At 55.2% G+C, this 25721-nt stretch carries 19 protein-coding genes; 6 read left to right on the forward strand and 13 right to left on the reverse strand.

What is annotated here, in order from left to right; all coding sequences use genetic code 11:
* Positions 1–108 precede the first annotated feature (108 nt).
* The 3 genes from G6R38_RS14955 to serA all read left to right on the forward strand — a co-directional run bounded on the left by G6R38_RS14955 (position 109) and on the right by serA (position 4606).
* On the forward strand, positions 109–1824 hold the full coding sequence (locus tag G6R38_RS14955) for a fatty acid CoA ligase family protein (protein WP_166827109.1): 1716 nt from the start codon (positions 109–111) through the stop codon (positions 1822–1824).
* Positions 1821–2831, forward strand: a complete 1011-nt coding sequence (locus G6R38_RS14960; RefSeq protein WP_166827112.1) for an NAD-dependent epimerase/dehydratase family protein — start codon at positions 1821–1823, stop codon at positions 2829–2831. Before G6R38_RS14955 ends, G6R38_RS14960 begins: the two co-directional genes overlap by 4 nt.
* Before the next feature lie 122 nt (positions 2832–2953).
* Positions 2954–4606, forward strand: coding sequence for a phosphoglycerate dehydrogenase (gene serA, locus G6R38_RS14965; RefSeq protein ID WP_166827115.1), 1653 nt, complete (start codon positions 2954–2956; stop codon positions 4604–4606).
* Between the two features lie 77 nt (positions 4607–4683).
* Here serA and G6R38_RS14970 read toward each other — a convergent pair whose 3' ends face one another.
* From G6R38_RS14970 to G6R38_RS14985, 4 genes are all read right to left on the reverse strand, one after another.
* The gene (locus tag G6R38_RS14970) at positions 4684–5022 is read right to left on the reverse strand and encodes a hypothetical protein (protein WP_166827117.1); all 339 of its coding nucleotides are present in this window, start codon (positions 5020–5022) and stop codon (positions 4684–4686) included.
* Between the two features lie 278 nt (positions 5023–5300).
* Complete coding sequence (locus G6R38_RS14975; RefSeq protein WP_166827120.1) at positions 5301–6254, reverse strand: DUF1559 family PulG-like putative transporter; 954 nt, start codon at positions 6252–6254, stop codon at positions 5301–5303.
* Between the two features lie 407 nt (positions 6255–6661).
* Complete coding sequence (locus G6R38_RS14980) at positions 6662–7921, reverse strand: hypothetical protein (RefSeq protein WP_166827123.1); 1260 nt, start codon at positions 7919–7921, stop codon at positions 6662–6664.
* A 163-nt stretch (positions 7922–8084) separates the two neighbouring features.
* Entirely contained in the window at positions 8085–9857 is a 1773-nt protein-coding gene (locus G6R38_RS14985) for a hypothetical protein (RefSeq protein ID WP_166827127.1), read from the reverse strand.
* A gap of 91 nt (positions 9858–9948) precedes the next feature.
* Here G6R38_RS14985 and recD2 point away from each other — a divergent pair, with 91 nt between their 5' ends.
* Complete coding sequence (recD2, locus tag G6R38_RS14990) at positions 9949–12120, forward strand: SF1B family DNA helicase RecD2 (RefSeq protein WP_166827131.1); 2172 nt, start codon at positions 9949–9951, stop codon at positions 12118–12120.
* Positions 12121–12195: 75 nt separating this feature from the next.
* Here the strand turns inward: recD2 and G6R38_RS14995 are convergent, their stop codons facing one another.
* Complete coding sequence (locus G6R38_RS14995; protein WP_166827134.1) at positions 12196–12588, reverse strand: hypothetical protein; 393 nt, start codon at positions 12586–12588, stop codon at positions 12196–12198.
* 102 nt (positions 12589–12690) lie between these two features.
* Positions 12691–13068 carry a hypothetical protein gene (locus tag G6R38_RS15000; protein WP_166827140.1) on the reverse strand — a complete coding sequence of 126 codons (378 nt, stop codon included), beginning with the start codon at positions 13066–13068 and terminating at the stop codon, positions 12691–12693.
* A gap of 272 nt (positions 13069–13340) precedes the next feature.
* Between G6R38_RS15000 and xylA the strand changes: the two genes are divergently transcribed.
* Positions 13341–14651 (forward strand): xylose isomerase, encoded by a 1311-nt coding sequence (gene xylA / locus G6R38_RS15005; RefSeq protein WP_166827145.1) that lies wholly within the window; start codon positions 13341–13343, stop codon positions 14649–14651.
* A 6-nt stretch (positions 14652–14657) separates the two neighbouring features.
* Here xylA and G6R38_RS15010 read toward each other — a convergent pair whose 3' ends face one another.
* From G6R38_RS15010 to G6R38_RS15020, 3 genes are all read right to left on the reverse strand, one after another.
* Entirely contained in the window at positions 14658–15746 is a 1089-nt protein-coding gene (locus G6R38_RS15010) for a glycosyltransferase family 9 protein (protein WP_166827150.1), read from the reverse strand.
* 163 nt (positions 15747–15909) lie between these two features.
* Positions 15910–16560, reverse strand: a complete 651-nt coding sequence (locus G6R38_RS15015) for an alpha/beta fold hydrolase (protein WP_166827155.1) — start codon at positions 16558–16560, stop codon at positions 15910–15912.
* 105 nt (positions 16561–16665) lie between these two features.
* Positions 16666–17748 (reverse strand): HD domain-containing phosphohydrolase, encoded by a 1083-nt coding sequence (locus G6R38_RS15020; RefSeq protein WP_206028601.1) that lies wholly within the window; start codon positions 17746–17748, stop codon positions 16666–16668.
* 432 nt (positions 17749–18180) lie between these two features.
* Between G6R38_RS15020 and ffh the strand changes: the two genes are divergently transcribed.
* Positions 18181–19698 (forward strand): signal recognition particle protein, encoded by a 1518-nt coding sequence (gene ffh, locus G6R38_RS15025; RefSeq protein WP_166827164.1) that lies wholly within the window; start codon positions 18181–18183, stop codon positions 19696–19698.
* A gap of 316 nt (positions 19699–20014) precedes the next feature.
* Here the strand turns inward: ffh and G6R38_RS15030 are convergent, their stop codons facing one another.
* The 4 genes from G6R38_RS15030 to G6R38_RS15045 form a co-directional block, all read right to left on the reverse strand.
* Positions 20015–20431 (reverse strand): hypothetical protein, encoded by a 417-nt coding sequence (locus G6R38_RS15030; RefSeq protein ID WP_166827168.1) that lies wholly within the window; start codon positions 20429–20431, stop codon positions 20015–20017.
* A 62-nt stretch (positions 20432–20493) separates the two neighbouring features.
* Positions 20494–21429 (reverse strand): DUF1559 domain-containing protein, encoded by a 936-nt coding sequence (locus G6R38_RS15035; RefSeq protein WP_166827172.1) that lies wholly within the window; start codon positions 21427–21429, stop codon positions 20494–20496.
* A gap of 435 nt (positions 21430–21864) precedes the next feature.
* The gene (locus tag G6R38_RS15040; RefSeq protein WP_166827177.1) at positions 21865–23538 is read right to left on the reverse strand and encodes an ABC1 kinase family protein; all 1674 of its coding nucleotides are present in this window, start codon (positions 23536–23538) and stop codon (positions 21865–21867) included.
* A gap of 135 nt (positions 23539–23673) precedes the next feature.
* A complete protein-coding gene (locus tag G6R38_RS15045; protein WP_240928219.1) occupies positions 23674–25632 on the reverse strand; it encodes an AAA family ATPase in 1959 nt (652 codons plus the stop codon).
* Between the last annotated feature and the right edge of the window lie 89 nt (positions 25633–25721).

The raw sequence follows: 25721 nt of genomic DNA on the forward strand, positions 1-25721 counted from the left end.
TTCCCTAAAGCGATGCGTGCCCCGGTTCCTGTCGCTGCACACACCGGGTCTACCGCTCATAAAGTCTGGGCTTCGAAGTGGCTCTGGCAGATACAGTATTTCAAACTCATGCCATTAAATATCGCTGATCGCTTGCGTCAATCGGCCAAGTCCTGGCCGGACCAACGAGCCGTCGTGTTTCCTCAGGGAAAAGATCGACTCGGGCGAACGTCGTGGACACACCTCACCTTCCGCCAACTCGATGACGAAAGTGAGCAACTCGCGAAAGGTCTGGTTCAACTCGGACTTCAAAAAGGCGATCGCATCGTATTGATGGTCCGACCGAGTCTGGAATTCATCGCACTCACATTCGCCTTATTCAAAGCCGGTGCGGTGATCGTGCTGATCGATCCCGGCATGGGTCCTCGGAATGTGTTTCGCTGTCTGACCGATGTCACGCCGAAAGGATTTGTCGCAATTCGCGCGGTGCAAGTCATCCGTGCGTTGCGTCGGAAACTGTTCCCGGAAGCGAAACTTAATGTCACCGTTGGTGGAAAACTCCCGTGGGGTGGCCCGACCTACGAGAGTTTACTCGCAGCAGATACCGCAAACATCACACTTCCCACAACCGAGCCGAACGACCCCGCGGCGATCATCTTCACCAGCGGCAGCACCGGACCTGCGAAGGGCGTGTTGTATGCCCATCGAATGTTTGATGCCCAAGTCGATCTGCTCCGTGAGTTTTATGACATCCAGCCCGGTGAAATCGACTTGCCTGGCTTTCCGCTGTTCGCGTTGTTCAACTCCGCAATGGGTGTGACCACAGTCGTTCCTGACATGGACCCAACACGCCCGGCGAACGTGAACCCCAAGAAAATTATCGCCGCGATCCAATCACAAGGCGTAACGCAAGCATTCGGTTCACCCGCGATGTGGAATCGGATTGGTCGATACCTCGAACGACACGACATCAAACTGCCTTCCATCCGACGGATCCTCTCCGCTGGAGCACCGGTGCCGCCACACGTTCTCAAACGGATGAAAGCCGCTCTCAATTCAAACGCTGATATCCACACGCCCTACGGAGCCACGGAATCACTCCCGATTGCGTCTATTTCTGGCTCGGAAGTCTTGGGAGAAACCGTCGAGAAAACCCGCCACGGAGCCGGCACATGCGTGGGGCAACTCTTCCCAAATGTGACGGTGAAGATTATCGAAATCGTCCCGGAAGCCATCGCGACTCTCGATGATGCCAAGGAGTTGCCAGTCGGCGAGATCGGCGAAATCATCGTGCAAGCACCGTCAACAACTCGCGAATACGTGGACCGCCCCGAACCCACCGCGAAAGCCAAGATTCTCGATGCCGATGGGCAGGGCTTTTGGCATCGCATGGGTGATGTCGGGTACATCGACGAGTCCGGGCGACTTTGGTTTTGCGGCCGTAAGGCTCACATCGTCGAGACCGAAGCCGGACGATTGTTCTCAGTGCGATGCGAAGCCATCTTCAATGAGCATCCCAAAGTCTATCGCAGTGCATTGGTCGGTATCGGCAAACCCGGTTCCCAGGTGCCGGCCATCATCATCGAACCCGAAGACGGCCACTTCCCGCAGCCAAACGCAGAAGATTCGTTCCGGCACGACCTTCGTGAACTCGGCCAAGCGAACGAATTGACGAAAGACATTCACCTCATCCTCTTTCACAGATCGTTCCCCGTCGACGTGCGACACAACATCAAAATCAACCGCGAAATCCTGGCGGTGTGGGCGGAGAACAACGTTTTCGGTAACCAACACGCGATGTGGAAACAAATGGACCCCAAATTGCCGGAAGCGAAGCCGTCATGAAAGCGTTAGTGACCGGTGGTGGTGGATTCCTGGGGATGTACATCGTCGAGCAACTCCGCGAACGAGGCGACGAGGTGCGTGTGTTCTCTCGGGGTGAATATCCCCGACTCACGGAACTCGGCGTCGATTGCGTGCGTGGTGACATTCGGGATGCCGACGCCATCTCGAATGCAGTGCAGGGGACCGATGTTGTCTTCCACGTTGCCGCCGTCCCCGGCATTTGGGGACCGTGGAAACGGTATCATGAAATCAACACTCTCGGCACCGAACACGTCATCAATGCGTGTCAAAAGCATGGGGTACCGAAACTCGTCCACACGAGTTCGCCTAGCGTGATCTACGATGGCAAAGACCACGAGAACGCCGACGAATCGTTGCCGTATCCTAAACCGGAACAGTTTCTAGCTCATTACCCCCACTCGAAAATGCTCGCCGAGCAAAAGGTGTTGGCGGCGAACGATGGAAATTCGTTCGCAACGTGCGCACTGCGACCGCATCTGATTTGGGGGCCACGCGATAACCACCTGATTCCCCGCCTGATCCGACGGGCGAAATCAGGTCGACTGCGACGCATTGGTGACGGCAACAACCTGATTTCCATGTCCTACGTGGAAAACGTTGCCACCGCACATTTGCAAGCCGCAGATGCCCTCGACTTCGACTCTCCGGTGGCGGGGCAGGCGTATTTCATCAACGAGCCCGAACCCGTCAACCTGTGGGAATGGATTGATGAACTCCTGACGCGAGCCGGTCTTTCGCCGCTCAAGAAACGAATTTCCGCGAAAAAAGCGTACCGCATCGGGCATGCCTGCGAACATGTCTACCGATTTTTGCGTCTTCCGGGTGAACCACCGATGACGAGGTTCCTGGCTTCGCAATTGAGCGGTTCCCACTACTATAACGTCACGAAAGCCCATCGGGATTTCGGCTACCAACCCGAAATCAGCGTTGAGCAGGGAATGCAGAACTTGGAACCGGAGTTACGGGCACTCGCGGAGGAATCCTAACGAGATTTCCCCACAGTTTTCGGATTTGGTTCCCATGACAACACGGATCAGCTAACATCGGCCACCGTCAAGGCATTACAGCCTTCTTTTTTTCGGTTCAACCATCAGCCCTGTCTACTCTCATGACGACCTACCGAGTTCTAGTTTCCGACAGTCTTTCTCCCGCCGGGCTGGAGATTCTTCAGCAATCCGAGGGCATTGAGGTCATCAACAAGCCGGACCTGCACAAATCGCCGGATGACTTGCGAGAGGAGTTGAAGTCGGTTGACGCCGTCCTCATCCGTAGTGGCAGTAAGCTAACGCCCGAGGTTCTCGAAGGCCAAGAACGATTGAAACTGGTCGTGCGAGCCGGTGTGGGCGTGGATAACGTCAACCTTCCCGCGGCGACCAAAGCCGGTGTGATCGTGATGAACACACCCGCAGGCAACACCACCAGCACCGCCGAACACGCGGTCGCCTTGATGATGGCACTTGCCCGGAACATTGCCCCCGCAGCGGCCACGATGAAAGCCGGCGGTTGGGACCGGAAGAAGTTCACCGGCCATCAACTGGCCGGGAAGACCCTGGGGATCGTCGGTCTGGGGCGAATCGGTCAATGCGTCGCCCGCCGTGCCCGAGCCATGGAAATGAAGCTCATCGCCTTCGACCCCGTGCTTTCCGCCGAACGTGCGGCCGATATGGGCGTCGAGTTGGTTCGCGACCTGGATGAATTGCTCCCGCAGGTCGATTTCCTGACGGTCCACGTTCCTGGTGGGCCCAGCACACTCGGTCTGATCGGCAGCGACGAGTTGGCGAAGATGAAACAGGGGGCGTGTCTGATCAACTGTGCTCGTGGCGGCATCATTGACGAAGACGCACTCGCAACGGCGATCGAATCCGGCCACATCGGCGGCGCGGCAGTCGACGTCTTCGTGAAGGAACCGCCCGGTGAAACCGCGTTGACGAAACTTCCCCAAGTCTTGTGCACGCCTCACCTTGGTGCGTCGACGGCGGAAGCTCAAGAAGCGGTGGCTCTGGAAGCCGCCGAGCTGGTCAAAGCGTATTTGCTCTCCGGTGAGATTCGTAATCCCGTCAACACCGCTCCACTGTTGGCCTCGGAATTGGCCCAACTGAAGACTGGTTTTGGTTTGGCGTACCGACTCGGTAGCCTTGCAGCGGGAATCATGAAACAACGCTGCTTGACCGGTGTGAAGTCGGTCAAATTGACGTTCCGTGGCGAGGAACTGGAACACAAGATCGAACCGCTCACCAATTACTTCCTCGCAGCTCTCCTTGATGGTTTGCTGGACGAACAGTTGAACTACGTCAACGCCCGCAACGTTGCAGAGCAACGGGGGCTGGAGGTCGAAGGCACTCGCGATCGTAGCGGCGGCGGAGACTTCACCACGCTGCTGTCCGCCGAAATTGTAACGGACCAATGTCGCCTGACGATTGCCGGTAGTGTGCTGGGAACCAAGTTCCTGCGACTCGTCCGACTGGACGACCTGCCACTCGACGCATATCTGGACGGCGTCCTATTGATCTATCGACACCAAGACAAACCCGGCTTGATTGGCGTCATCGGCACGACACTCGGGAAGCACAGCGTCAACATTGCTGACATGTCACTTGGTCGCGGACAACGAGGCGGGGAATCGGTTGCGGTTCTCAATTTGGATGACGAACCACCGGCCGCTGCCGTCGATGAAATCCGTGCTCACGACGGTGTCACCGCAGTGGAAACCGTGCGACTCCCAGCCGCCGACGAACCACTCCCATGGCTACCAAGTGTGTAACGGTTTTCCAGTAGACCAACAAAAAAGCGAAACTGCCTTCGATTGCAGTTTCGCTTTTGTTTTTGGACGACAGAAGATTACTCGAGCGGAAAATCAATCGTGTTCTCGCCATCAGTGACGGTCGCGGTCAACCCGGACGTCGTGTCGCGACCATATTTGTCGGGAATGAGAGCACGTGGCTCGCTCGCCGCTTCTTCTGGCAATCCGCTTCCCATGTCGAGAGCAACAATCGTGACCTTGTGTTCGCCAAGAACGGCCCCGTCACCTTCCTCATAAGTCTTGAGGTTGTAAGTTCCGTCCTGTTGGATTTGTCCCGTCGCCGGTGGGCCTCCACCAACGGGTGTGAACATCACGGTTCCCGTCGTGACCGGCTTGCCATCGTAAGTGATGGTCCCGGAGACAGTTGACGTCTCCATCTGATCGCCGGCCCCTCCACATCCAGAGAGCCCGGAAACCAACACGCATCCCACCAAGAGGCTCCGTAGAGGAGAGAAAATCGAATTACCGAACAGCATGACATACCTGATAAAAAGGATCCCAGCGTCCGAAAATCACCGGGATCAGTTGAGGAATTCTTAATCAATCACAATCGTTGAATCGCTCGAGACCGAGTCGTTTTTGCGTATAGCGGCTGACGAAAAACATTCGCCAAGACACAGCGATCCCAAAACGCTACCCACGAGCCACACGCGAGCTAGTTGTTGTCGATCACTTCGCCACCCATTCGAGTAGCCATGGCTTTCAGGACATTGAGATCCATGTTTTCGCTCAGGAATGTGGAACTTCCGTCGCAGTTCAAGAACTGAGCTCCACCAGGATGGTAACTTGTGAACGGTGTGTTGTTCGTTGCAAACGATCCTTGGTAGTTGATCGGGAACTGAACGTATTTGTTGTCGAGTTGCAGAAAACCATTGCCGGAACCGTAGTAGTAGTAACCCCAGGTCCACGGCTGAATCCCGCCCCAACCACGTTTTTGCGAATCGGTCCACCCTTGGGAACTGGATGACTCACCAATCAACAATGTGTTGCTGGTCCCATCGACAACGTCACCAATCCGAACCCGACTGGTTGGATACAAGACGCCCGATGTGCTGTAGTTTCGGGTGGACGAAGAACCGGAAACAATATCCAGGTCTGACGAACCACCATTGCCTCGATAGTGCAGTGCACCTTGATCGACGATCCAAGGCAGTGTGGAATTCGTAATGTCCGGACTTTTCTCCCCCAACGCAGATGATGGGCAAGCCAACACGCCAATGGAATCTGTAAATACGGGGCTGTCACCGTTGTGAGGAGCCGTGTCGAAACGCCAAGGCATAATGTTCATCAAAGCGTCGGCGGCCATAGCATCCATTGCGTCAACCCGGTTTCCCTGTTCCAAGAAGGGGAAAACTCGTCCCGCCCAACCAATGCGGTAGCCGGAATGTTCCAACCCACCTGGAGGGAATGTCAGATTGGTGTCGTGATAGTTATGGAACGCCAAGCCAAGCTGCTTCAGATTGTTCTTGCACTGAGTCCGCCGGGCTGCCTCGCGAGCTTGTTGGACCGCTGGCAACAGCAGGGCGATCAGGATCGCGATGATGGCGATGACCACCAACAATTCGATCAAAGTAAATCCGGGGCGTCGAGTTCGTAGCACGCGTGTCATCAGAAAACACCTTCAAACATTGAATAGAAAAAACGACTTGCCTTGAAATCCAGCGAAAGAGTTCGCACATCAGCCCAAGAATTGGGCATGCATGATTACCAATTAAACAGAACGACAGTGAAAACACAACAGTGAATTCACTTCCACTTCATCATTTCGTCGCTCAGGCCCTGAAAATCATGCGGAATAATTTCATTCGTGCCAAAATACACTTCCGTAGTAATCACTCACCCCCACAAGGCACGCATATCCCATGCCAAACTCGCAACTAGAGATGAACTCACTAATTGCAAGGATCGTACCGTTTGAAGTGCCTGTCAGAGTGCCCCATACCGCACATTTTGCAACTGAGAGCGAACGGGGAGCGGCAAGAATTGACAGTTAGCGGGAATTGAGAGGCACCGAAATTAGTCGGCAACGACGAGCCCAATAGCATCCAAAACGGCTCCACGACGACCGTGAATGCCGACCACCCGCCGACCATCACTGGTGATCGTTTCTGCGGTGGCGTCGGTCCCATTTCCGATCCACTCACTTTTATACGTATCGGCCGGTTCCAACGCATCTTCCGAAGTCCGACGCATAAAAATTACGCGGACTGCGGTGACGTACTTCGACGACACAACTTCCAAACCACCAACGGCATACCCCTCGCGCGCGAACACCGTTTTCTTGGGGTCGACCTCGGACTGATCGAACACCGGGGTTAAGTGAGCAACCGCCGGCGTGCCCGCCCATTGCCCCAATTGATACCGAAAGCCGAGTGCCATCTGATTCGTGGGGCTCGCTTTTCGGAACACAAGTCCGCTTTCTCCACCGACCATCGCGAGATCACGACTCTTGACCGCTTCCCTCTTCGGCGGAACGGGAATGGAATTCGCTCGGCGGGGTGCATCGGTCTTTCGAGCCGGCGGTGATGGAATCATCGGCGGCGGAATCCTTGGATTCGCTGGCCGATTGGCTTGCGTGTTCTTCGCTCGTTCTGCCTCGTGACGGGCTTGGATTTCCGCACTGCGTTTCGCTTCGATCTGACGCAAAACCACCTGATGCGTAAGTCCGGCTGCAAACACCAATAGAATCAATCCGACCGGCACCAATTTCCAAAGGCTCATTTTCTTCGTATACGCAGCCGGAATCTCGCGACCGCTCGCAACCTTCACTCCCTGATCACGCAGAAATTCCGCCAGTGGTTTGAGTTCCACATCTTGCGGAATCCCAATGATGTCTGCGGAATCCTCTTCGCCCCAAATCACCAACAACGAAAACGATTCGCCGATGACACGCCCGGGAACGATGTCACAATCCATCAACTCTTCGTAACGCCATTCCACATTTTCGGTCCAAAACCAGAAAAGGTGAATGTACCACCGATGTCGACAGATCATCCCTTCTCGCACAATGATCTTCCCCGCTCGTCGGTCACGGGCAAAGAATGTGAGCACCACCGTCACACCGAAAGCGAAAACCACACCACCACCAACAGATTCCCAAAGTCCCGGAGCTTGCGGATCGCTCAGGTAACTTCCGATCAACGCACACGCGATCGCCCCGCACACGGCAAACCCAAAGAACAATCGGCGTTTTATATCGCCACGAAGTTTGAGCCGATACGTAAATGGCTCATGCCAAGTGAAACGGACTTTCCGTTCCCCGGTTGCCTCGAACATTCCCATCATGACTCGATGCCAATCCTGCTAGAGCGATTCACAGTCTTGTGCGGCGTGTTTTCATCTGCAGATCAGTATACCGACAGGCGAACACAGGTCCATCGTGGAATCGCCCCCACCAACTGGGTGAAAGGATGCCGACTTAGTTGGAAGAACACACCGATCACACGGGCGGTTCGTTGAGTTCGAGTTCCGGCAGTTCACTGGCCAGCATGGCTAGCGTTTCCGACTCACTGTCGGCGAGCGTTGCCACCGCGGAGAGGGCTTCTCGCATCTCTGGTCGGCGAACCGAACGCAACGCGACCGCCAACACAGGGAGAAGCGTTTCCAGCCGTGACGGATGTTTTTGGATCGCCGCCGTCAGTTGACGAATCGCTTTCAGTTTCTGACGTCCGCCACGATGCACGCCCAGCAAAACGCTGGTCCAAAGCGGCGCGAGAGCATCTCCCGATGGTCGAGCCGCCCCTGAGGAATTGCGGTGTTCCAACGCATCGATCACTCGCAGCCGCACATCTTCGAAAGGTGTTTCGAGCAGACGAACCCACAACACCGGATCGCTCGCGGCGTCACGTTGCGTCGGATTCACGTCATCCAGCAGCCAGGTCCAAGCCGCATCACGAACGGCTTGATTCAGCGAGTCGAAGAATCGCAGGACAAGGTCACGATTGTAGTTCCCATCGCTTCCCAGAATCGGCAATGCCCACGCGGTGAGATCGGCCGCGATCGCTTGGCATCGCAAATCGGCGGCTTGGGCCAACCTTTCGCGATCTTCGGTCGTCTTAAATGTTCGCTGACGAAGATATCCCAACCCAAGTCGTGCCACAGGTGTCGGTTCCACCATCGTCAATCGGAGACAGTCCGAGAGCGCCAGGCGTTCCGGCCGCACGTGCTCGATCATCGTCTCACAAACAGCCGACAAGGCCAACGGATTTTTGAGTTCCAACAGTGACAGCCACGTTTCCAGCGGCAACGCTTCCAAACCGCGGGCTTTCCGAAACAACTCGGCGGCAAATTGCTGAACTTCTTCCTCTTCGTGCTTGAACAATTCGAGAAGTTCATCGATCGGAACATCGGAAAAGCGGTCCGAGTGGTGTTCCCGCAGCAGTTCCATCGCCCAAACGCGGATCGGTCGAGAACGTGCATTCTGCAGAAGAAACCACAGCACGTCGAATGCATCCGAACTTTTCCACAGGTCAGGGAAGTACGGAGCGGGTTTGAGTTCCGCCAGCGAGCGACCGGGAGCCACATTCACGAGAGATGATGTTCGTTCCAACACTTCGCTGCCATGAAAGCATGCGTGAATCAGCCCCCAACAATCCAACAGATTCTCGCCGCTGGCCAAGTCGTCGTTGGTGTAAAGAACCAAAGCGTGGGAAATCGCGACGAGATATTCTCCCGGCCGACGGTACCCCATCCAACGAAAATACCGCCACACCCGCCGACGCAGATAATACCGCGTGTGATAGGAAAACAGCACGCCGTCTCGCGGTTGCGACCGTGGAATACTTCGCATCCGACCTGTGATCGGATTTCGGAATTCTCGTTTCGGAGGCGGTTTGAGCAATGTGTTCCGTGGATTGACGAGAGTCCACTCCTCCCATCCGGACTGCGCGACCCAATCGTACCGCCATCGCAAAGTCGGTTCACGCCGGACAAGCCGATCCACCGCCACCAGACAAACGGCCATCAGTTCGTCAGCTTGTTTTGTCTCCGCCGCTTTCAGCAAATGCTTGATGAGCGGTTCGTGTCCTGGAACATTCCAGGGCAAACTGAGATACCGCATCTGTTGCTCGCGAGCCCATTCCCGTGGGTCGGCGGCCCACTCGTCCGCAAATGCCGCCAGTTCCGGCATGGGATGTGTCTGCCGCAATTCTTCCAAGAAGTGCGGATCTTCATCGCGGAACAAGTTTTGATAGGTTGGTTTGCCAGCAGCCATCACGCGTCAGCCCCTAAGAAGTGTGGGGCTCGATTATCAGTCCATACGCGAGCAACGTCAACGCGACGACGATTCGCTACAATCGGCCATCATGACCGAGAACCTCGAAGGCATCATTGAACGCGTGACATTCCACAATCCGGATAACGGGTTCGCGGTGCTACGCGTGCGTGTGGAGGGCGCGAGTGAACCGGTCACAGTGGTCGGCAATGTGACGCTGGCATCGGCCGGCGAGCAAATCGAAGCCGTCGGAAATTGGGTGAACAACCGCGATCACGGGCGGCAATTCCAATCCCAAGAATTGCGAACCATCACCCCGACAACGAAGGAAGGCATCGAGAAGTTTCTTGGTTCGGGAGCCGTTCGTGGCGTCGGACCGAAACTGGCCGCTCGAATTGTCTCGCTGTACGAAGACCGCACGCTGGACATTCTCGACAACTACCCGGAGATGCTGGCTCACCTGCGCGGAATCGGAGCGGAACGAGCCCGCCGCATCCGTGAGAGTTGGCAGGAATCGCGGCAAGTCCGCAAAATTCTATTATTCCTCCACGCACACGGCATTGGAGCCGCCCGTGCCACCCGCATCTATCGCACGTACGGTGAAGACGCGATTGATTTGATCCGCGAAAATCCCTACCGATTAGCGGACGACATCCACGGGATCGGCTTCAAGACCGCTGACGATCTCGCAGCCAAGTTGGGTTTGGAGCGGAATTCTCCACACCGAGCGAGAGCTGCCGTGCGATACGTGCTCGCGCAATTCTCCACTCAAGGACACGTCGGATGTCCCGAAAGCGAGGTCATCGAAGGAACCGACCAACTGATTTCCATCGGCTATCAGATCGTGCAGGATGCGATCCAATTCGAGATTGGCGAAGATCGCCTCGTTCGAGAGACACACGCCGGTGATCCATGGTTGTTTCTCACGCCGTTGTACCGTGCGGAAGTTGGGTTGGCGGAATCCGTTCACCGATTGCTCGAGAACCCACTGCCGTTGCCAATCTCGACGCAGCAAATCGAAACCCAACTCGAAGATGTCGAGGAAACACTCGGGATTGAATTGGCCGACGCCCAACGCGACGCGATTCATTTGGCACTCAGCAACCGATTGACCGTCATCACCGGCGGCCCTGGGGTTGGGAAGACAACTCTGGTGCGGAGCCTGCTTGAAATCGCAGAACAGAACGAACTCGAATGCGTGTTGGCGGCTCCCACCGGACGAGCCGCTCGACGTTTGACAGAAACCAGCGGACGCCCCGCAAGCACGGTTCACCGGTTGCTCGGATACGATCCCGCACGCGGTGGAGCCACACACAACCGGGACAATCCGCTCGAAGGCGATTTATTCGTGTTGGACGAAGTCTCGATGGTCGATGTCCTGCTTGGCAACCGATTCCTCGCCGCAATCCCGGAAGACGCCTCGGTGGTGCTGGTTGGAGATGTCGATCAACTTCCGTCTGTGGGTCCCGGAACGGTGTTGGGTGACTTGATTCAGTCGGGCGTGGTGCCGTCGGTTCGTCTGACGAAAATCTTTCGGCAGGCGGAGTCCAGCCAAATCGTCACAGCGGCCTACGCGGTTCACCAAGGGCAACTCCCCCCACTGAAACCGCCGAAGTCCGACTTGAGTGACTTCTATTTCACTCCGTGCGAAGACCCCGAGTCCGTGCGGCAGATGATTGTCCGTCTCATCACCGAACGCATTCCCGAACGATTTGGACTCGATCCCCGCCAAGACGTGCAAGTGCTCACCCCCATGAACCGCACGCCGCTCGGAGCGCGAGCACTCAATGAACTGTTGCAGACGACGCTCAATCCGGCATCCAAGACCAAAGCCGAAGCCGAGCGGTTCGGGCAGACGTTCCGTGTGGGGGACCGTGTGCTGCAAACGGTCAACAATTACAACCGCGGCGTGTTCAACGGAGACTTGGGAACGATCACCACAATTGACACGGTTGAACAAGAAGTGATTGTGCGGTTCGACGATGGCGACATCCCGTATGACTTCGCCGCCCTTGATGAACTTCAACTCGCCTACGCTTTGACGATCCACAAAAGCCAAGGCAGTGAGTATCCAGCCGTGATCATCCCGGTGCACACGCAGCATTTCGTCATGCTTCAGCGGAACTTGCTGTACACGGGGATTACTCGGGGTAAGCAGTTGGTAGTTTTGGTGGGTTCTCAGAAGGCGTTGGAAATCGCCGTCAGTCGCCAAAACACCAACGAACGCCACTCGGCCTTGTGTGCCCGAATTCGGACCAGATGATGCAACGCAAAAACCCTCGCCGCAGATCAAGCGACGAGGGCCGTTCATTCAATCAGATTTCAAAGCCAAATCGGCTTAAGAGTCGCAGCAAGCTAAGTTGAGATCACAACATTCGCCGCCGGTCTGACAGCAATCCTGGTCGCCATCGCAGCAGGGCAGGTCCAGCACACAGCATTCCGCGGAACGGTCCGGTGTGCAGCAGGCATTCGCGGTTGCTGCGACGGTCTCGGTTTTCAATGCCGAGTCACTGCAACACGCTAACTGTTCAACGCAGCAACTCTCGCCGGTCTCACAGCAATCTTGGCCGTCATCACAGCAGGGCAGGTCTAACACGCAGCATTCAGCCGACCGATCGGGTTCGCAGCAGTCCCGTTGGGAAGACTGTTCTACCGTTTGGTTGCCGGTCATGAACCCCGTGAAAGCTAGACCGGTAGCCGCAATTGAAGTCGCAACGATTTTGAACAACATAGAATTCTCCAATGGATGTTTCGATGTCCTGTCATCGCCACGCGATAACAGAAATGGTTTTCGAAGATCAAAAACAGGAATCAAAAACTGTTTTTGACCGGCTCAACAGAGCCACACACACTGAAGCACATGAGACCTCGGCCCGGATTGAAGGACGGGACCGATGGCATTGACGGGATGATCGTCACCACGCCCCGGCGTATCCAAACTGACCGACACAAACGCGACATCGGTGACGGAATCGACCAGAACCGTCGAATCCTGTGGGACGGTCGCATCGTGAATGCAACAACAATCCGAATCAGGCAGCACCGGCTGATCATCGGACGTTGGTTGCGATGAATCGTGGCGACAGCAAGACGCCTGACCAACCAATTCCGAAGAGGTTTCGCTCACCGTCGGCACGCAACACCACCCCGCAGGCATTCCCATCAGGAACGCCAACACGAAGATCGTCACTCGGCCGACAATGGTTCTCATACTCAGTACTACGTAGATTGAGCAGTGATCGTTGGAAGTTTTTGAGAGTTGCAAACAATTTTCGCTTGTACCAGCGTCGCAACAATCCCCGATTTGGTCAAGAGAAAGTTTTCGACGGCCAGACAATTGAGAGTGCCGCCTCGTCAAAATCGACGGTCTTTCCTTTGAAACCGGTAGTTCGCTGGCTTCGTGCAAAATTGCAGTTTCTTTTCCACTCCGTTAGCATATCCGGAACCCACACTTCTTTGCTGGCTGCTTGAGGATACACCCTGATGGCTTACTTCCCCGACGTTGATACCATTCCGTTTGAAGGCCCTGGAACGAAGAATCGGTTAGCGTTTCGGCATTATGATCCGTCGGCGACCATCGAAGGCCAGTCGATGAAGGATCTCATGCGGTTCAGCGTCGCGTATTGGCACACGTTCCGCGGAACCGGGAGTGATCCGTTTGGCGGCGGCACGTTGCAACGCCCCTGGGATGACGGGTCGGATTCAGTGGAGAACGCCTTGAAGCGTGTCGATGTCGCTTTCGAATTCATGCAGAAACTCGGAGCACCGTACTACTGTTTCCACGATCGCGACGTGTCGCCGGAAGGGGCATCGTTGGCTGAATCGCACAAGAACTTCGATGTCATCGCCAAACGTCTCAAAGAACAACAAGACGCAACCGGCATCAAGCTATTGTGGGGAACGGCGAATTTGTTTTCGCACCCCCGCTACATGCACGGAGCAGCTACCAGTTGCAACGCGGATGTGTTCGCCTACTCGGCCGCCGAGGTGAAGAAGGCCATCGAAATCACCCATGAACTTGGTGGCGAAAACTACGTGTTCTGGGGCGGTCGCGAAGGCTACATGAATCTGTTCAACACGAACATGAAACGGGAACTCGATCACCTCGCGAGATTCATGCACATGGCAGTTGATCATGCCAAGTCGATCGGCTTTACCGGTCAGTTTCTCTTTGAACCCAAACCGAAGGAACCGACCAAACATCAATACGACTTTGACGCCGCCGCTTGCCTGAACTTCTTGCGTGCCAATGACTTGATGGATCACGTCAAGTTGAACATCGAAACGAATCACGCCACGCTCGCCGGTCATACCATGATGCACGAGTTGGAATACGCTCGCATCCAAAACGCTCTCGGTAGCATCGATGCCAACACGGGCGACTTGCTGCTCGGTTGGGACACCGATCAATTCCCGACCGATATCTACCTAACCACACAATGCATGCTCGTCATTTTGGAGCAGGGCGGTTTGGCTCCGGGGGGAATCAACTTCGACGCCAAAGTTCGCCGAGAAAGTTTCGAGCCGATTGATTTGTTCCACGCCCACATCGGCGGAATGGACGCCTTCGCACGCGGAGCCAAAATTGCGGCGGCGATCCGGGCGGACGGGGCACTCACGGATATCGTCAAGAATCGCTATCGCAGCTACGACGATGGCATCGGTGCCAAGATTGAAGCCGGTACGGTGTCGTTCGCGGATCTCGAAAAGTACATGCTCGAGAAAGGCGAAGCGGATGCAAATGAATCTGGTCGTCAGGAAATGATCGAAAACCTGATCAATGATTATTTGTAGGATTCATCACGCGGCTTGAGACGAGGACAACTCCCGTTCGACGACCATCTGAACGGCTTGCCAAACGCGTTGGGTTTCCAATTCGTTGAAGCAAGCCAGATGGTCGGCACCGCTGTGTGGGCATTTCTTGCGATAGCTGCCGGCACAGGGGACACGTGTTGCAACCAAGGCGTGTTGCGTTCCCGGCGGTCCCGATTGGACCGGGTCGGTGCACGTGAATGCCGCCACGACCGGTGTGCCCATTGCAGCAGCCAAATGCATCGGTCCGGAATCGTTGGCAAGAACCACCGTCGCGGATTCCAACACTCCAGCCAATTGTCGCAGTGATGTCTTCCCGGCTAAGTTCACCACTTCGGTCGATGCGACAAATCGCTGGAGACTTGTTTCGACTTGGGAGGCGAGTTCCACTTCATCGGGGCTGCCGACGACGACAATGCTCAGATCCCACTGACGCACCGCGTTCGCGGCCACATGAGCGAAACGCTCCGCTGGCCATCGCTTTGTCATCCATTTGGCACCGGGAGCAATTACCAGTCGCGGCGAAGTCGCCCGGACCAACGCATTCTCGATCCAGTCTCGATCATCGGCCGTGATCGCGATTTTCGGAGCCAATTTGGTGGCATCACACCCCAACGCGGTCGCAACATTTTGATAGCGAACCTGTGCAGACACATCGCGAGCGGTTCCGGGTAGTGTGAGATGACACGCCCGATGCGCTCCCTCACGGGCGGTTTCCATGCCAAGTCGTAACGGTGCCCGACTCGCCCACGTCATGATCCCCGTGCGGATCAGTCCCTGCAAATCCAAAACGAGATCGAAATGAGCCCGCCGGATTTCACCAAGCAATTCCAATTGCGACCGCCAATTACCACGACGGTGAAAGGAAATCGTCCGCTCGAGATCCGGATGACCTTCCAAGAGATTCCGCAGACCATGGGCAATGACCCAAGAAACGGTCGCCTCCGGAAACCGATGCCGAAGGGCGGGTAAGATCGGCAATGTCTGCACGATATCCCCGAGCGCACTCGGCTTGATGATACCGATCCGCTTCGCGTCGATATGTGGAAGATCGGGGAGCGAAATCCGTTTTGCCATGAAAAAGCCTGAATCCGTGGCCGCGATTTGGTCGGGGAATATACAGTGGAACCGGTCCGTCGGACAAGAGGAGTTCGAGAGACAAGTAGGCCGGGCACCGCGAATCACTCTCGACCCACCATCTCAATTTTGCCCGCCGTCTTCGGCATAGAGACGCCGCACGTCACTCCACCTGCATATCGCCATCGATCTCTGCGATGAATCGCACGATTTGCCGGATGGCATTCTTGTAATTCTGCTCGACAGTGCGATCGGAGTTCTTTCCCGGTTGGAAACTGTGATCGCCGTCGGGTAGCCAATGCGTTCGGACTGTGTCGGCGAGTGCGTAACCATCGACTTCCGTCTTGTCACCGAACTTATCACGTGTTCCTTGCAGAATCAGCGTGGGCGTTTGGATGTCCTGCAAGTGCTCGATTCGCAACTTGTCCGGTTTACCACTCGGGTGAAACGGGTATCCTAAGCAGACCAATCCAGCCACTTGGAATTCGTCCGCCACTAGCGATGCGATCCGTCCCCCCATGGACTTTCCACCGATGATAAGACGTTCATTCCCAAGGGATTCGATCACCAACTTCCAAGTTTCTCGCAAGACCGCTTCCCGATCCGGCGGACGTTTGCGACCGGTGCGTCCGCGTTCAGCCATATACGGAAACTCAAAGCGAACCACTTGGAAACCCTTGTCCGCGAGCCCTTCCGCGAAGGAGTCCATGAAGCGATTGGACATGCTCGCCCCCGCTCCGTGGGCCAAGGCAATTGTCCATTTTGCCTTCTTCGGGCCGTTTTTCAGCAACACCGGCGTGGTCTGGCCAGACATTTCGAATCCGTAACGATCGAGACAAGTGCGTAATCCGAGGCGATGATAACGGCTCGAGAGTCGCAAGACCAAGCCCAGACTGAATTCGATCGCCAGGGAACTGACTTAGTCCATCAACTTGTCTTGAACCGCGATGATGTCATCGATTCTTCGAAAGAATGCATCGAGAATCGTGCCATCGAAATGGCAATCGCGGCCCTCTTCGAGAATCGCCAGGCACTTCTCGCGTGGGAAGGCTTCCTTGTAGGGTCGTTCGCTGCTCAAAGCGTCAAAGACGTCTGCCACAGCCGTGATTCGACCTTCGATCGGAATGTCTTCACCCGACAACCCCCGTGGATACCCGGATCCATCCCATCGCTCGTGGTGCGTTTGGGCAATGATCGATGCCATTCGGAGAATCGAAGATCGGGGCGAGTCACTCGATTTACTCTCGCAGGTCCCTGGTGGCAACGCGGTCTGCCGATCGTCGGCCGGTTCGATGATGTACTGACCAAACTGGGTGTGGTTCTGCATCTTCCGGAACTCTTCCGGCTCCAATTTGCCCGGTTTCAGCAAAATGGAATCCGTGATGCCGATCTTTCCGACATCATGGAGCTGGGCTGCCAACTCGATCTGCTCGACATATGCCGGCGAAAAGCCCAATTCGCTGGCGATGATCCCCGCATATTTTCCGACACGAATCACGTGTTGGCCGGTGTCGTCGTCTCGATACTCAGCCGCACGAGCCAATGCGGCGATGACGTCTCGTCGAGAGGCTTCCAACTGAGCCGTCTTTTTGCGAACCTCGCATTCCAATTCGATCGAATACCGCTCTAATTGATCGCGATGCGCTTTCGCCGCCAACACATTCCGAATTCGCGGAACAAGTTCAGTTGGCTCGATCGGCTTCGCCATGAAATCCGCAGCGCCCAGTTGAAGCGCTTTGGCTTTGATTCCAGCGTCGTTGGCGGCCGTCAGGATAATCACAGGAATCTGGCGAAGTCGCTCATCTTGAGAGATCGCCTCCAGAATCTCCAGCCCGCTCACTTCGGGCATCATGATATCCAGCAAGAGCACATCAGGTTCGGCGCGGCTGAACATGTCCAAAGCCTGAACAGATTTGCTCGTTGTGACGAAATCTCCGTATCCTTCGGCCAGCAAGAGTTTGCGGACAACTAGAATGTTGTACGGCTCATCGTCGACGATCATGATCTTCGACTTCTTGATCACTTCATCCTGAGGACTCGCGAATCCTCGACGCGTCTCGGTAGTCGATGCTGATTTGGAGTTGGTAGATGTTGTCACGGCATGAACCAGTCGCGATATTTCCATCGAGGGCACCTTACGCATCTGCGGCGTTGTCGTTTGAGTCGAGGAGGCATTTCGACCAACAGTTGTCCCGGTACAGATTCGAAGAAGATCACCGAACAACCGTAGTTTAGAAGTGGCACGGCTATTGGAAATAAATCGGCAGGTTGACCAAGCGATTGACAAGTGATCGGTTAAAAGTCCTGTTATGCGACTTGAAATGATGAATCCATGTTCGCACAAACCCGTCAACGAGTGTTGTCACTGATTTCTCGCCTCTCTAAGATGGTAGATTCACGGTGGTCGGAAATTTGAAGACGAACGAGGTTCGGCATGTTTGATGGAATTTCGAAGGGCATTCGCGGGGCGCTGTCCTTCATGGATCGCGGTCGGCTGACCGAAACGAACATCCAGGAAGGGATGCAGCAAGTCCGGCAAGCCTTGCTGGAAGCCGACGTCAATTACGACGTTGCCAACGATTTTGTCGAACGTGTCACGCAGCAGGCCATCGGTGCGCAAAGCGTTAAAACCGTTAAACCGAGCCAATACGTCGTAAAAATCGTTTACGACGAACTGACCCGGCTCATGGGCGGCGAACCCGATGCTGAACAAATCGAGCCCAAAACCGTCGCCACCCAACTCGGTCTGAAACGTGATGGCGTAACCGTCATCATGATGTGCGGGCTACAAGGGTCCGGGAAAACCACCACCTGCGGAAAACTCGCCCGCTTGCTCAAAGAGGGGGGCTACGAGCCAATGCTCGTCGCGGCGGACTTGCAGCGTCCGGCGGCGATCGAGCAGTTGAAAGTCATCGGCGGACAGCTGGGTGTGCCGGTGTACTCGGAAGAACCGTCCAAAAGCACACCGGTGAAAGTCTGCAACAACGGCCTGAAAGAAGCCAAGAAGGCCGGTAATGTCCGCGTGCTGATTCTCGACACCGCCGGTCGATTGCACGTTGACGACGCACTCATGAAAGAGTTGCAGCAGATCGACAACCAGTGCAACCCCGACCAAGCACTGCTCGTCTGTGACGCGATGACCGGGCAAGACGCGGTCAACTCGGCGAAAGCCTTCAACGATTCCTTGGTGCTCGATGGGGTCGTGCTCACAAAGCTCGATGGTGACACCCGCGGTGGGGCGGCACTCTCCATCAAGGAAGTTGCGGATGTCCCGATTAAGTTTATTGGTGTCGGCGAGCAACTTGACAAGCTCGAACATTTCCACCCCGACCGGATGGCCCAACGTATCCTGGGCATGGGCGATGTCCTCACGCTGATCGAAGATGCGCAAGAGAAGCTCGATCAGGAGGAAATGCTCAAAGCCCAAGAGGAGATGGAGAAGGGCAAATTCACGCTGGAAACGTTCCAGAAGACCATGCACCAGATCAAACGCATGGGGCCGATGAAGCAGATCATGAAAATGATTCCTGGCATGGGCGATATGATGGGGGCCATGGACGACATGAACCCCGAGGAGGATCTCAAACGCATCGACGGCATCATTAACTCAATGACGCCCGAAGAACGCAAGAATCCCGACGCCATCGACCGCAGCCGTCGAGCCCGTATTGCAATGGGGAGTGGCGTCGATCCCGCCGACGTCAACAAGATGCTCAAGGACTTCAAAGGCATGTCCGGCATGATGTCCGCGGTTGCCGGCGAAAAGAACCCGATGAAGCGATTCAAACGGGTCCAAGAAATGGCCAAGGGCGGGATGCTCGACCCGAACGCTCAAGTGAAAAAAGAGAAACAACGCAGCAAACGCGGCCCCCAAGACACCGCCAAACTCCGCGAAGACAAAAAGAAAAAACGCAAAGAAGCCAAGAAGAAACGCAAAAAGAACCGCAAATAGGCGTTTGGGTCTCGACTTCGATGCAATCCAAACAACACTCAACCGCTCAATGTGTTAACGGTGAATCGACATCGAGAAACGGCTTGTTCGCACCATTGCTATCACGAAATTCGCGAGCAAGCCTCCCTTCATTCTCCGATAAAACCCGCCCCCCCCTCAGCCCAGAACATCCAAGCGTTCGACTCAGCCATACCATCGCATGCTTGAACCGTCTTCATGTCATTGCAGCATTGAGTTGAGACAAAAAAACGCCGCTAGCCTTTTGCATAGGCTAGCGGCGTGATTGGATGTTGGTGGTCGAGAGATTTCGCGGCGTTCACTCGCCTTTGAGGTCAAAGGTGAAAGTGTTGTCGCCGGAATCGCTGACGGTTTCTGTTAAGGTCGAATTCGAATTGAATTCGGCCGGGATGTACTGAACCTGAGATGCCCCTTCGCCAGAGTCGGCGTATTGCGTCGGAGCAGGGGCTTCTTGATACGCGGTGATTTCGACGCGTTTATCCCCGGCTGTTGAATCGAACGAAAACTTGCCGTTCTCAATTTTGCCGGCCCAACTCTGGCCTTCGCCGCTGGCGGGACGAAACACGATATCGCCCGAAGACAATGGCTCGCCGTTGTACGACGCTGTTCCGGATACGGTAAACGTCTCCGGTCCTTCGGTGCCGCCACCACAACCCATCATCACAAGTGCACAGAGTGCTGGTGCAACAAAACACCGCGTCCATGTGTCAATCATTAGGAAGTCAAACTCCGATTTGTTGTTATGAAAGCCAAGCGTCAGGGAAGAATTGATGTCGACTAATTCAGTTCGACGACTTCGCCCTGGTTCGTACTACCAATGCCACGCCATGGGACAAGATCGATATTGTCACTGAAGAACCGGACAGAACCATCCGCCATCACGCCTTGCACACCACCGGAGTGATAGCTTCGTGCGAAGTTACGTAGATCGCTGCCGCCACCGACCGGAGTACAAGGAGCCTTCGGGAAGTTGTCGTTCTTGCAGTCGTAGATTTGGTCGGCCAATGTCGTGTTCGGGCCTTCGAGTGTGGTGAAGCCGTACGAACCGTGTGGACCACCACCCCAATAACCACCAGCGCCGCCCCAACTCACGCCATTCGGTCCGCTCGGAGTCTTTCCACGAATGATCGACTCACTCGCCATGATCGTGTTCGATGTTCCGTCAATCACGTCCCCCATGTCGGTTCGGGAATTGTTGCAGAACATCCCGTTGAGCGATTGGCTGTTGCGGGTCATCAACGTGTTGCCGGCACAGACGACGTAATTACCTTGAAATCCATCACCGTTGGAACGGCGACCACCGCCACCACCGAAACCAGGCGATGAAGGATCGGACGGGCACATTAGGATATCAATGACCGCGTCCTTCAAATCGGGTGGTGTGTCCATGACCCACTGCCCATCCCAAGCTTGGTATTGTTCGTAGAGGTTGCCTTGCTCGATGAACGGCAGGACTTGCTGCATCCAGGTGTCGCGACGGTGATATGTGCCCGAATCAAAATAACCGTACGGGAACTTTTCAAAGGTGTCGTGATAGTTGTGGAGCGCCAAGCCGAGGTTCTTGAGATTATTCTTACATTGTGTCCGACGAGCTGCTGCTCGTGCCTGTTGAACGGCCGGCAACAAAAGTGCGATCAAGATAGCAATGATGGCGATCACCACCAGCAACTCGATCAATGTGAATCCACTACGAGACTTCGGTTTCCTGTGCATAGACTGCCTTTCGAATGAAAGAAATTAGAAGATTAGTGACTGCCCGACGCCAACTACATACTTCTACCACCGCAAGAACGATGCCAACAACTGCCGAAAAAATTAGCAGAGAATTATTGATGGCGTCGGTGGTTGTGATCTTTCAGCTTATCGACTGAAAACCTAGCAATCAATGCACGGAAATGGCTATTTCTGACACCGTCCCACCAACATGTACGCACAACCACGCTTAAGAAGTAGGCACGATTGCCCGGATTTTGGTGATAAAAACGGCAGTCACGGCACGCGGAATCGTGAACCAAATCGCGACCCATCCACGGTTTGCGATAAGATTGGCGGCGATCAAAGAAGAATCACTTGGCTAGAAAATGTGCCTTACTCGACAAAAATGCATTCACTAAAATCGCGAATGCGAAGTTTGACAAGACCGGCAAACTACAGTCGCCCGCTGCGAAAGATGCCGTAAATGAGCCAGATGCCGAGCAGGCTGGAGACAAGGAAAATCGGAGCACTCAACCACACGTCGATTCGTGTGCCGCCTTGCAGTACGAGTGCCGACGCCACGATCAACGCGGAAAGCACCATACCGATCACCAGACGATTACCGCTGCGGTCGATGTCTTTGATGGCGTAATCAAGACCGTGGTGCTCAAGATGAACCGTCAATTCGCCTTCGCTAATCTTCTCCAGCGTTTGGGCGATGTTCATCGGCGCATCGTGGAGCAGGGCCATGAGCGTTTTCGTTTCCGAGAACAATCGCCCCGCCACCCGAACTGGATTAAAGCGGTCGCGAACGACTTTCGCGACATACGGTGCCAAATGTTCGGCGAGATTGAACTCCGGATCGAGTTCACGTCCCACGCCTTCGAGCGTCACCAAACAGCGAATTAAGAGCATCAAGTCTGCGGGAATCCGAATCGCATGAAATGAGAGAATGGTGACGAAATCTGAAAGCATCCGCCCGATGTTCACGCGATCGAGAGGCATCCCGTAGTAGTTCTCGATGAAGTCACGCAAGTCGATTCGCAACAGGGCAACATCCAGTGGTCGCCAGGGCTGCCCGATTTGTTGAATCAACTCAACGGCTTTGACGACATCGTGTTGCGTCACTGCTAGGAATAAGTCGACGACCTGCTCGCGGAGTTCGTCTTCCAAGCGTCCCACCATACCGTAGTCGAGCAAACAAACGGTGCCATCGGCCAGAATCCGGATGTTCCCGGGGTGCGGGTCACCGTGAAACACACCGAGTTCAAAGGCCTGTTTCATGAAGATTCGGGCGCCGTTGGCGGCGACGTATCGAATGGGGATGCCCGTAGCGGCAATCTGGTCTTGTTGATCGATGCGAAACCCTTCGACATATTCCATCGTCAGGACGCCATCGCTGGTCAATTCCTCGAATACCCGTGGCACGACGAGGGTGGCGTCGTTACGGAAGAGGCGTCGAAATTCCTCGATCGAACGGCCTTCACGAAGAAAGTTCATCTCGCGACGAATCGTGCGTGCGAATTGATTGACCAGCCCGACCGGATCGAATGTCGCTGACTCGGGAATGTTGCGTTCGATGAGGGCGGCAATTTCGGCCATCAGGCTGAGATCGCGTTCCACTTCGTGCGGTACATTCGGACGCCGAATTTTCACAGCGACCTGTGTGCCGTCATGATGAACTGCCCGATGCACCTGAGCCAGCGAACCGGCAGCGAGCGGTTCCGAATCAAACTCGGCGAACAACTCGTCAACCGGTTTGCCAAGTTCACTCCAAATGACTTGGCGAGCTAATTCGGACGGGAAGGGCGGGACATTCTCTTGAAGTTTGCAAAGTTCCCGAATGATATCCGGCGGAAGCAAGTCCGGTCGTGTGCTGATCACCTGGCCGAACTTGATGAACGTGGCTCCCAACTCTTCCAACGAAAGACGAATGCGTTCGCCGCGAGTTCGTGGGGCGGATGACTCACCACTTCGCCACCAAAAGACAATTCGTTTCGTGAATTGTACGTACCGTCCCAAACGCAATCGCTCCAGAAAATCGCCGAACCCGTGGTGCAACAACACGGTGGCAATCTGACGGCTGCGGCTGAGGTTTCTCAGCAATCGAAACGGTCGCGACTCCAAAGCGATTCACCTTCGGTGAGGGGTTGGGGATCAAGATTTCGGGGTGAAGGTTGGAGATCGAAATGCCAGAGCCCGGCACAGTTCGACGGACGGTGTTCACGGATCCCGAAATCCAATCCCGGAAATCCCACGCCACTACATGACGGAGAAATAGTTCTCGACGGCGAAATCGAATGCTTCGTTCGAGAGCACCTTCGGAGTCTTATGATAGACACAATAGTTGCGAACTTGTAAGAGCAAGTCGCGGGGTTGGCAGGCCCGGTAGGGACGATCCATCGGTTCGTAGTGAGTCTGAATGAGGTAGTCCACCGCATCCGGTTTGTATTCAAACCCCATGATCGGTGACATCAACTTGAACAAAGCGAGGAATTCTTCTTTGCTTGGATCGGGCACTTCAATTTTGTACGGGATCCGTCGTAGGAACGCCCCATCAACCAAGTCTTTCGGTTCCAAGTTCGTCGAGAAAATGATGAGCTGATCGAACGGGACTTGCACTTTCTTCCCGCTGGGCAGGTTCAGGAAGTCGTAGCGTTTTTCCAACGGAACGATCCATCGGTTGAGGAGTTCATCCACGGGCATTGTTTGGCGACCGAAGTCGTCAATCACGAGCGTTCCACAGTTACTCTTGAGTTGCAACGGGGCTTCGCAGATTTTCGTTGCCGGGTTCTGGCAGACTTCGAGCATCGACATCGTCAATTCCCCACCGGCGATGACCGTCGGCCGCACGATCTGCACCCAACGAGGATCGACACCAGAGAGATCGAACAAACCGTCGTCTTGCGGCTCGGTAATGACTTCGTGCATACCGGGGTCGAACACGCGGACGATATCGCCGTCGATTCCGAGCGAACGGGGAATCCAAATGGATGTGCCGAAGCACTTCGTGATCCGTTCGGCGATACTCGTTTTTCCATTTCCCGGTTCGCCAAAGAGGAACATCCCCCGACCGGAATTGATCGCAGGGCCCAATCGTCGCAGCATCGTTTTGTTGATGATGAGATCGGAAAACGCGGCTTCCAAATCAGCTTCGGTGGCTTCTTGCCGTGCGATGCTTTGAGCGGCCATCGCTTTCAGGTAATCCCCCAATGGCACAGGAGCCGCCCCGGAGTAACTTCCTTCCCGCATGTATGCACGTGCCCGATCACGCCCCATGTCGGTGATGGTGAATTCGTAGTCCCCCATCTCCGCCGTTCCGCGAAACGCCAATAGTTGATCGTGCTTCAATTGCTTGAGAATCGGATCCACAATCTGAAACGGTAGACAAACCTGCGTGCATATTTGCCGTCCGGTTGCCGTTCCTTTGCCGAGCAGGTATTTCAACGCGAGTTTTTCAATGTCCTCGATGTTGAGCCCAGTCTCGGCGATCGTTTCCGGTATGGGAGGCCGGAAAGTGGAATCGTCATGCGAACCGCCAAGCAAACTATTCACCCGATCAAACAACGCCGTCAGCGGTCGTTGGGGTTTTGCCACATCGGGAGCGGATGAAACGATGTGATCGGTGTCCGTCTCGCCGAGAACGCCATCGCGACGGTCTGCATCTGTCGGCAGCGGGCCCAATCGTTTGAGAACATCCGCAATTCGCGGGTTTTTGTGGAGCGGTGTTGGTTCTTCCGGCTCGACTTCCGCAGACTCTTCGCCCTCCGATTCTTCGGCGTCGGTGACGTTGTCCGTCGGATCGTCATTCAACGTCGGGGAGTTCAAGTCGTCGAAATCGATCCCGAGACTATCGAAGGGATCCCCGGCGTCCAACGGGGCATCATCCGCTTCCAGACCCCCAACTTCGGCAATCTCGTCCGACGCATCTTCCGAATTGATCGCGACCTCATCGGCTCCGGTCGCCTCGAGAATTTCGTCGACTCGATCACTCTGCTCGGACGTAGGGCTCTCGGTCGTATCCGCGTTTTCAACGGGGTCCGCGGGAGCCTCGGAAACAAGCGGTTCGTTTTCGTCGGTTTCGGGAAGCGACTTTTCGACGGATTTACCCGCTCGATTGGCATTGGATCGCTTCCGCCCACGACCCTTTCCGCGAGCTCTTGGGCTTTTCAACTCCGCAAGGAGTTCCGTTGGTGACAATTTAGGAGGATTGGCCGACATGGGATCGAACTCGTCGCGTGACAAACGTTGGGGAAACCCGCTCTGCAAACGTAGTTCACACCCACAGCTTGTCAAATTTCTCGACAAAG

This window comes from Thalassoroseus pseudoceratinae, from assembly GCF_011634775.1.
Classification (GTDB): Bacteria; Planctomycetota; Planctomycetia; order Planctomycetales; family Planctomycetaceae; genus Thalassoroseus; species Thalassoroseus pseudoceratinae.

Excerpts from the sequence above, each read along its gene's own strand:
- G6R38_RS14955 (WP_166827109.1), top strand. The coding sequence starts at position 109 with ATGCCATTAAATATCGCTGATCGCTTGCGTCAATCGGCCAAGTCCTGG.
- G6R38_RS14960 (WP_166827112.1), top strand. The coding sequence starts at position 1,821 with ATGAAAGCGTTAGTGACCGGTGGTGGTGGATTCCTGGGGATGTACATC.
- serA (WP_166827115.1), top strand. The coding sequence starts at position 2,954 with ATGACGACCTACCGAGTTCTAGTTTCCGACAGTCTTTCTCCCGCCGGG.
- G6R38_RS14970 (WP_166827117.1), bottom strand. The coding sequence starts at position 5,022 with ATGGAGACGTCAACTGTCTCCGGGACCATCACTTACGATGGCAAGCCG.
- G6R38_RS14975 (WP_166827120.1), bottom strand. The coding sequence starts at position 6,254 with ATGACACGCGTGCTACGAACTCGACGCCCCGGATTTACTTTGATCGAA.
- G6R38_RS14980 (WP_166827123.1), bottom strand. The coding sequence starts at position 7,921 with ATGTTCGAGGCAACCGGGGAACGGAAAGTCCGTTTCACTTGGCATGAG.
- G6R38_RS14985 (WP_166827127.1), bottom strand. The coding sequence starts at position 9,857 with ATGGCTGCTGGCAAACCAACCTATCAAAACTTGTTCCGCGATGAAGAT.
- recD2 (WP_166827131.1), top strand. The coding sequence starts at position 9,949 with ATGACCGAGAACCTCGAAGGCATCATTGAACGCGTGACATTCCACAAT.
- G6R38_RS14995 (WP_166827134.1), bottom strand. The coding sequence starts at position 12,588 with ATGTTGTTCAAAATCGTTGCGACTTCAATTGCGGCTACCGGTCTAGCT.
- G6R38_RS15000 (WP_166827140.1), bottom strand. The coding sequence starts at position 13,068 with ATGAGAACCATTGTCGGCCGAGTGACGATCTTCGTGTTGGCGTTCCTG.
- xylA (WP_166827145.1), top strand. The coding sequence starts at position 13,341 with ATGGCTTACTTCCCCGACGTTGATACCATTCCGTTTGAAGGCCCTGGA.
- G6R38_RS15010 (WP_166827150.1), bottom strand. The coding sequence starts at position 15,746 with ATGGCAAAACGGATTTCGCTCCCCGATCTTCCACATATCGACGCGAAG.
- G6R38_RS15015 (WP_166827155.1), bottom strand. The coding sequence starts at position 16,560 with ATGTCTGGCCAGACCACGCCGGTGTTGCTGAAAAACGGCCCGAAGAAG.
- G6R38_RS15020 (WP_206028601.1), bottom strand. The coding sequence starts at position 17,748 with ATGATCGTCGACGATGAGCCGTACAACATTCTAGTTGTCCGCAAACTC.
- ffh (WP_166827164.1), top strand. The coding sequence starts at position 18,181 with ATGTTTGATGGAATTTCGAAGGGCATTCGCGGGGCGCTGTCCTTCATG.
- G6R38_RS15030 (WP_166827168.1), bottom strand. The coding sequence starts at position 20,431 with ATGATTGACACATGGACGCGGTGTTTTGTTGCACCAGCACTCTGTGCA.
- G6R38_RS15035 (WP_166827172.1), bottom strand. The coding sequence starts at position 21,429 with ATGCACAGGAAACCGAAGTCTCGTAGTGGATTCACATTGATCGAGTTG.
- G6R38_RS15045 (WP_240928219.1), bottom strand. The coding sequence starts at position 25,632 with ATGTCGGCCAATCCTCCTAAATTGTCACCAACGGAACTCCTTGCGGAG.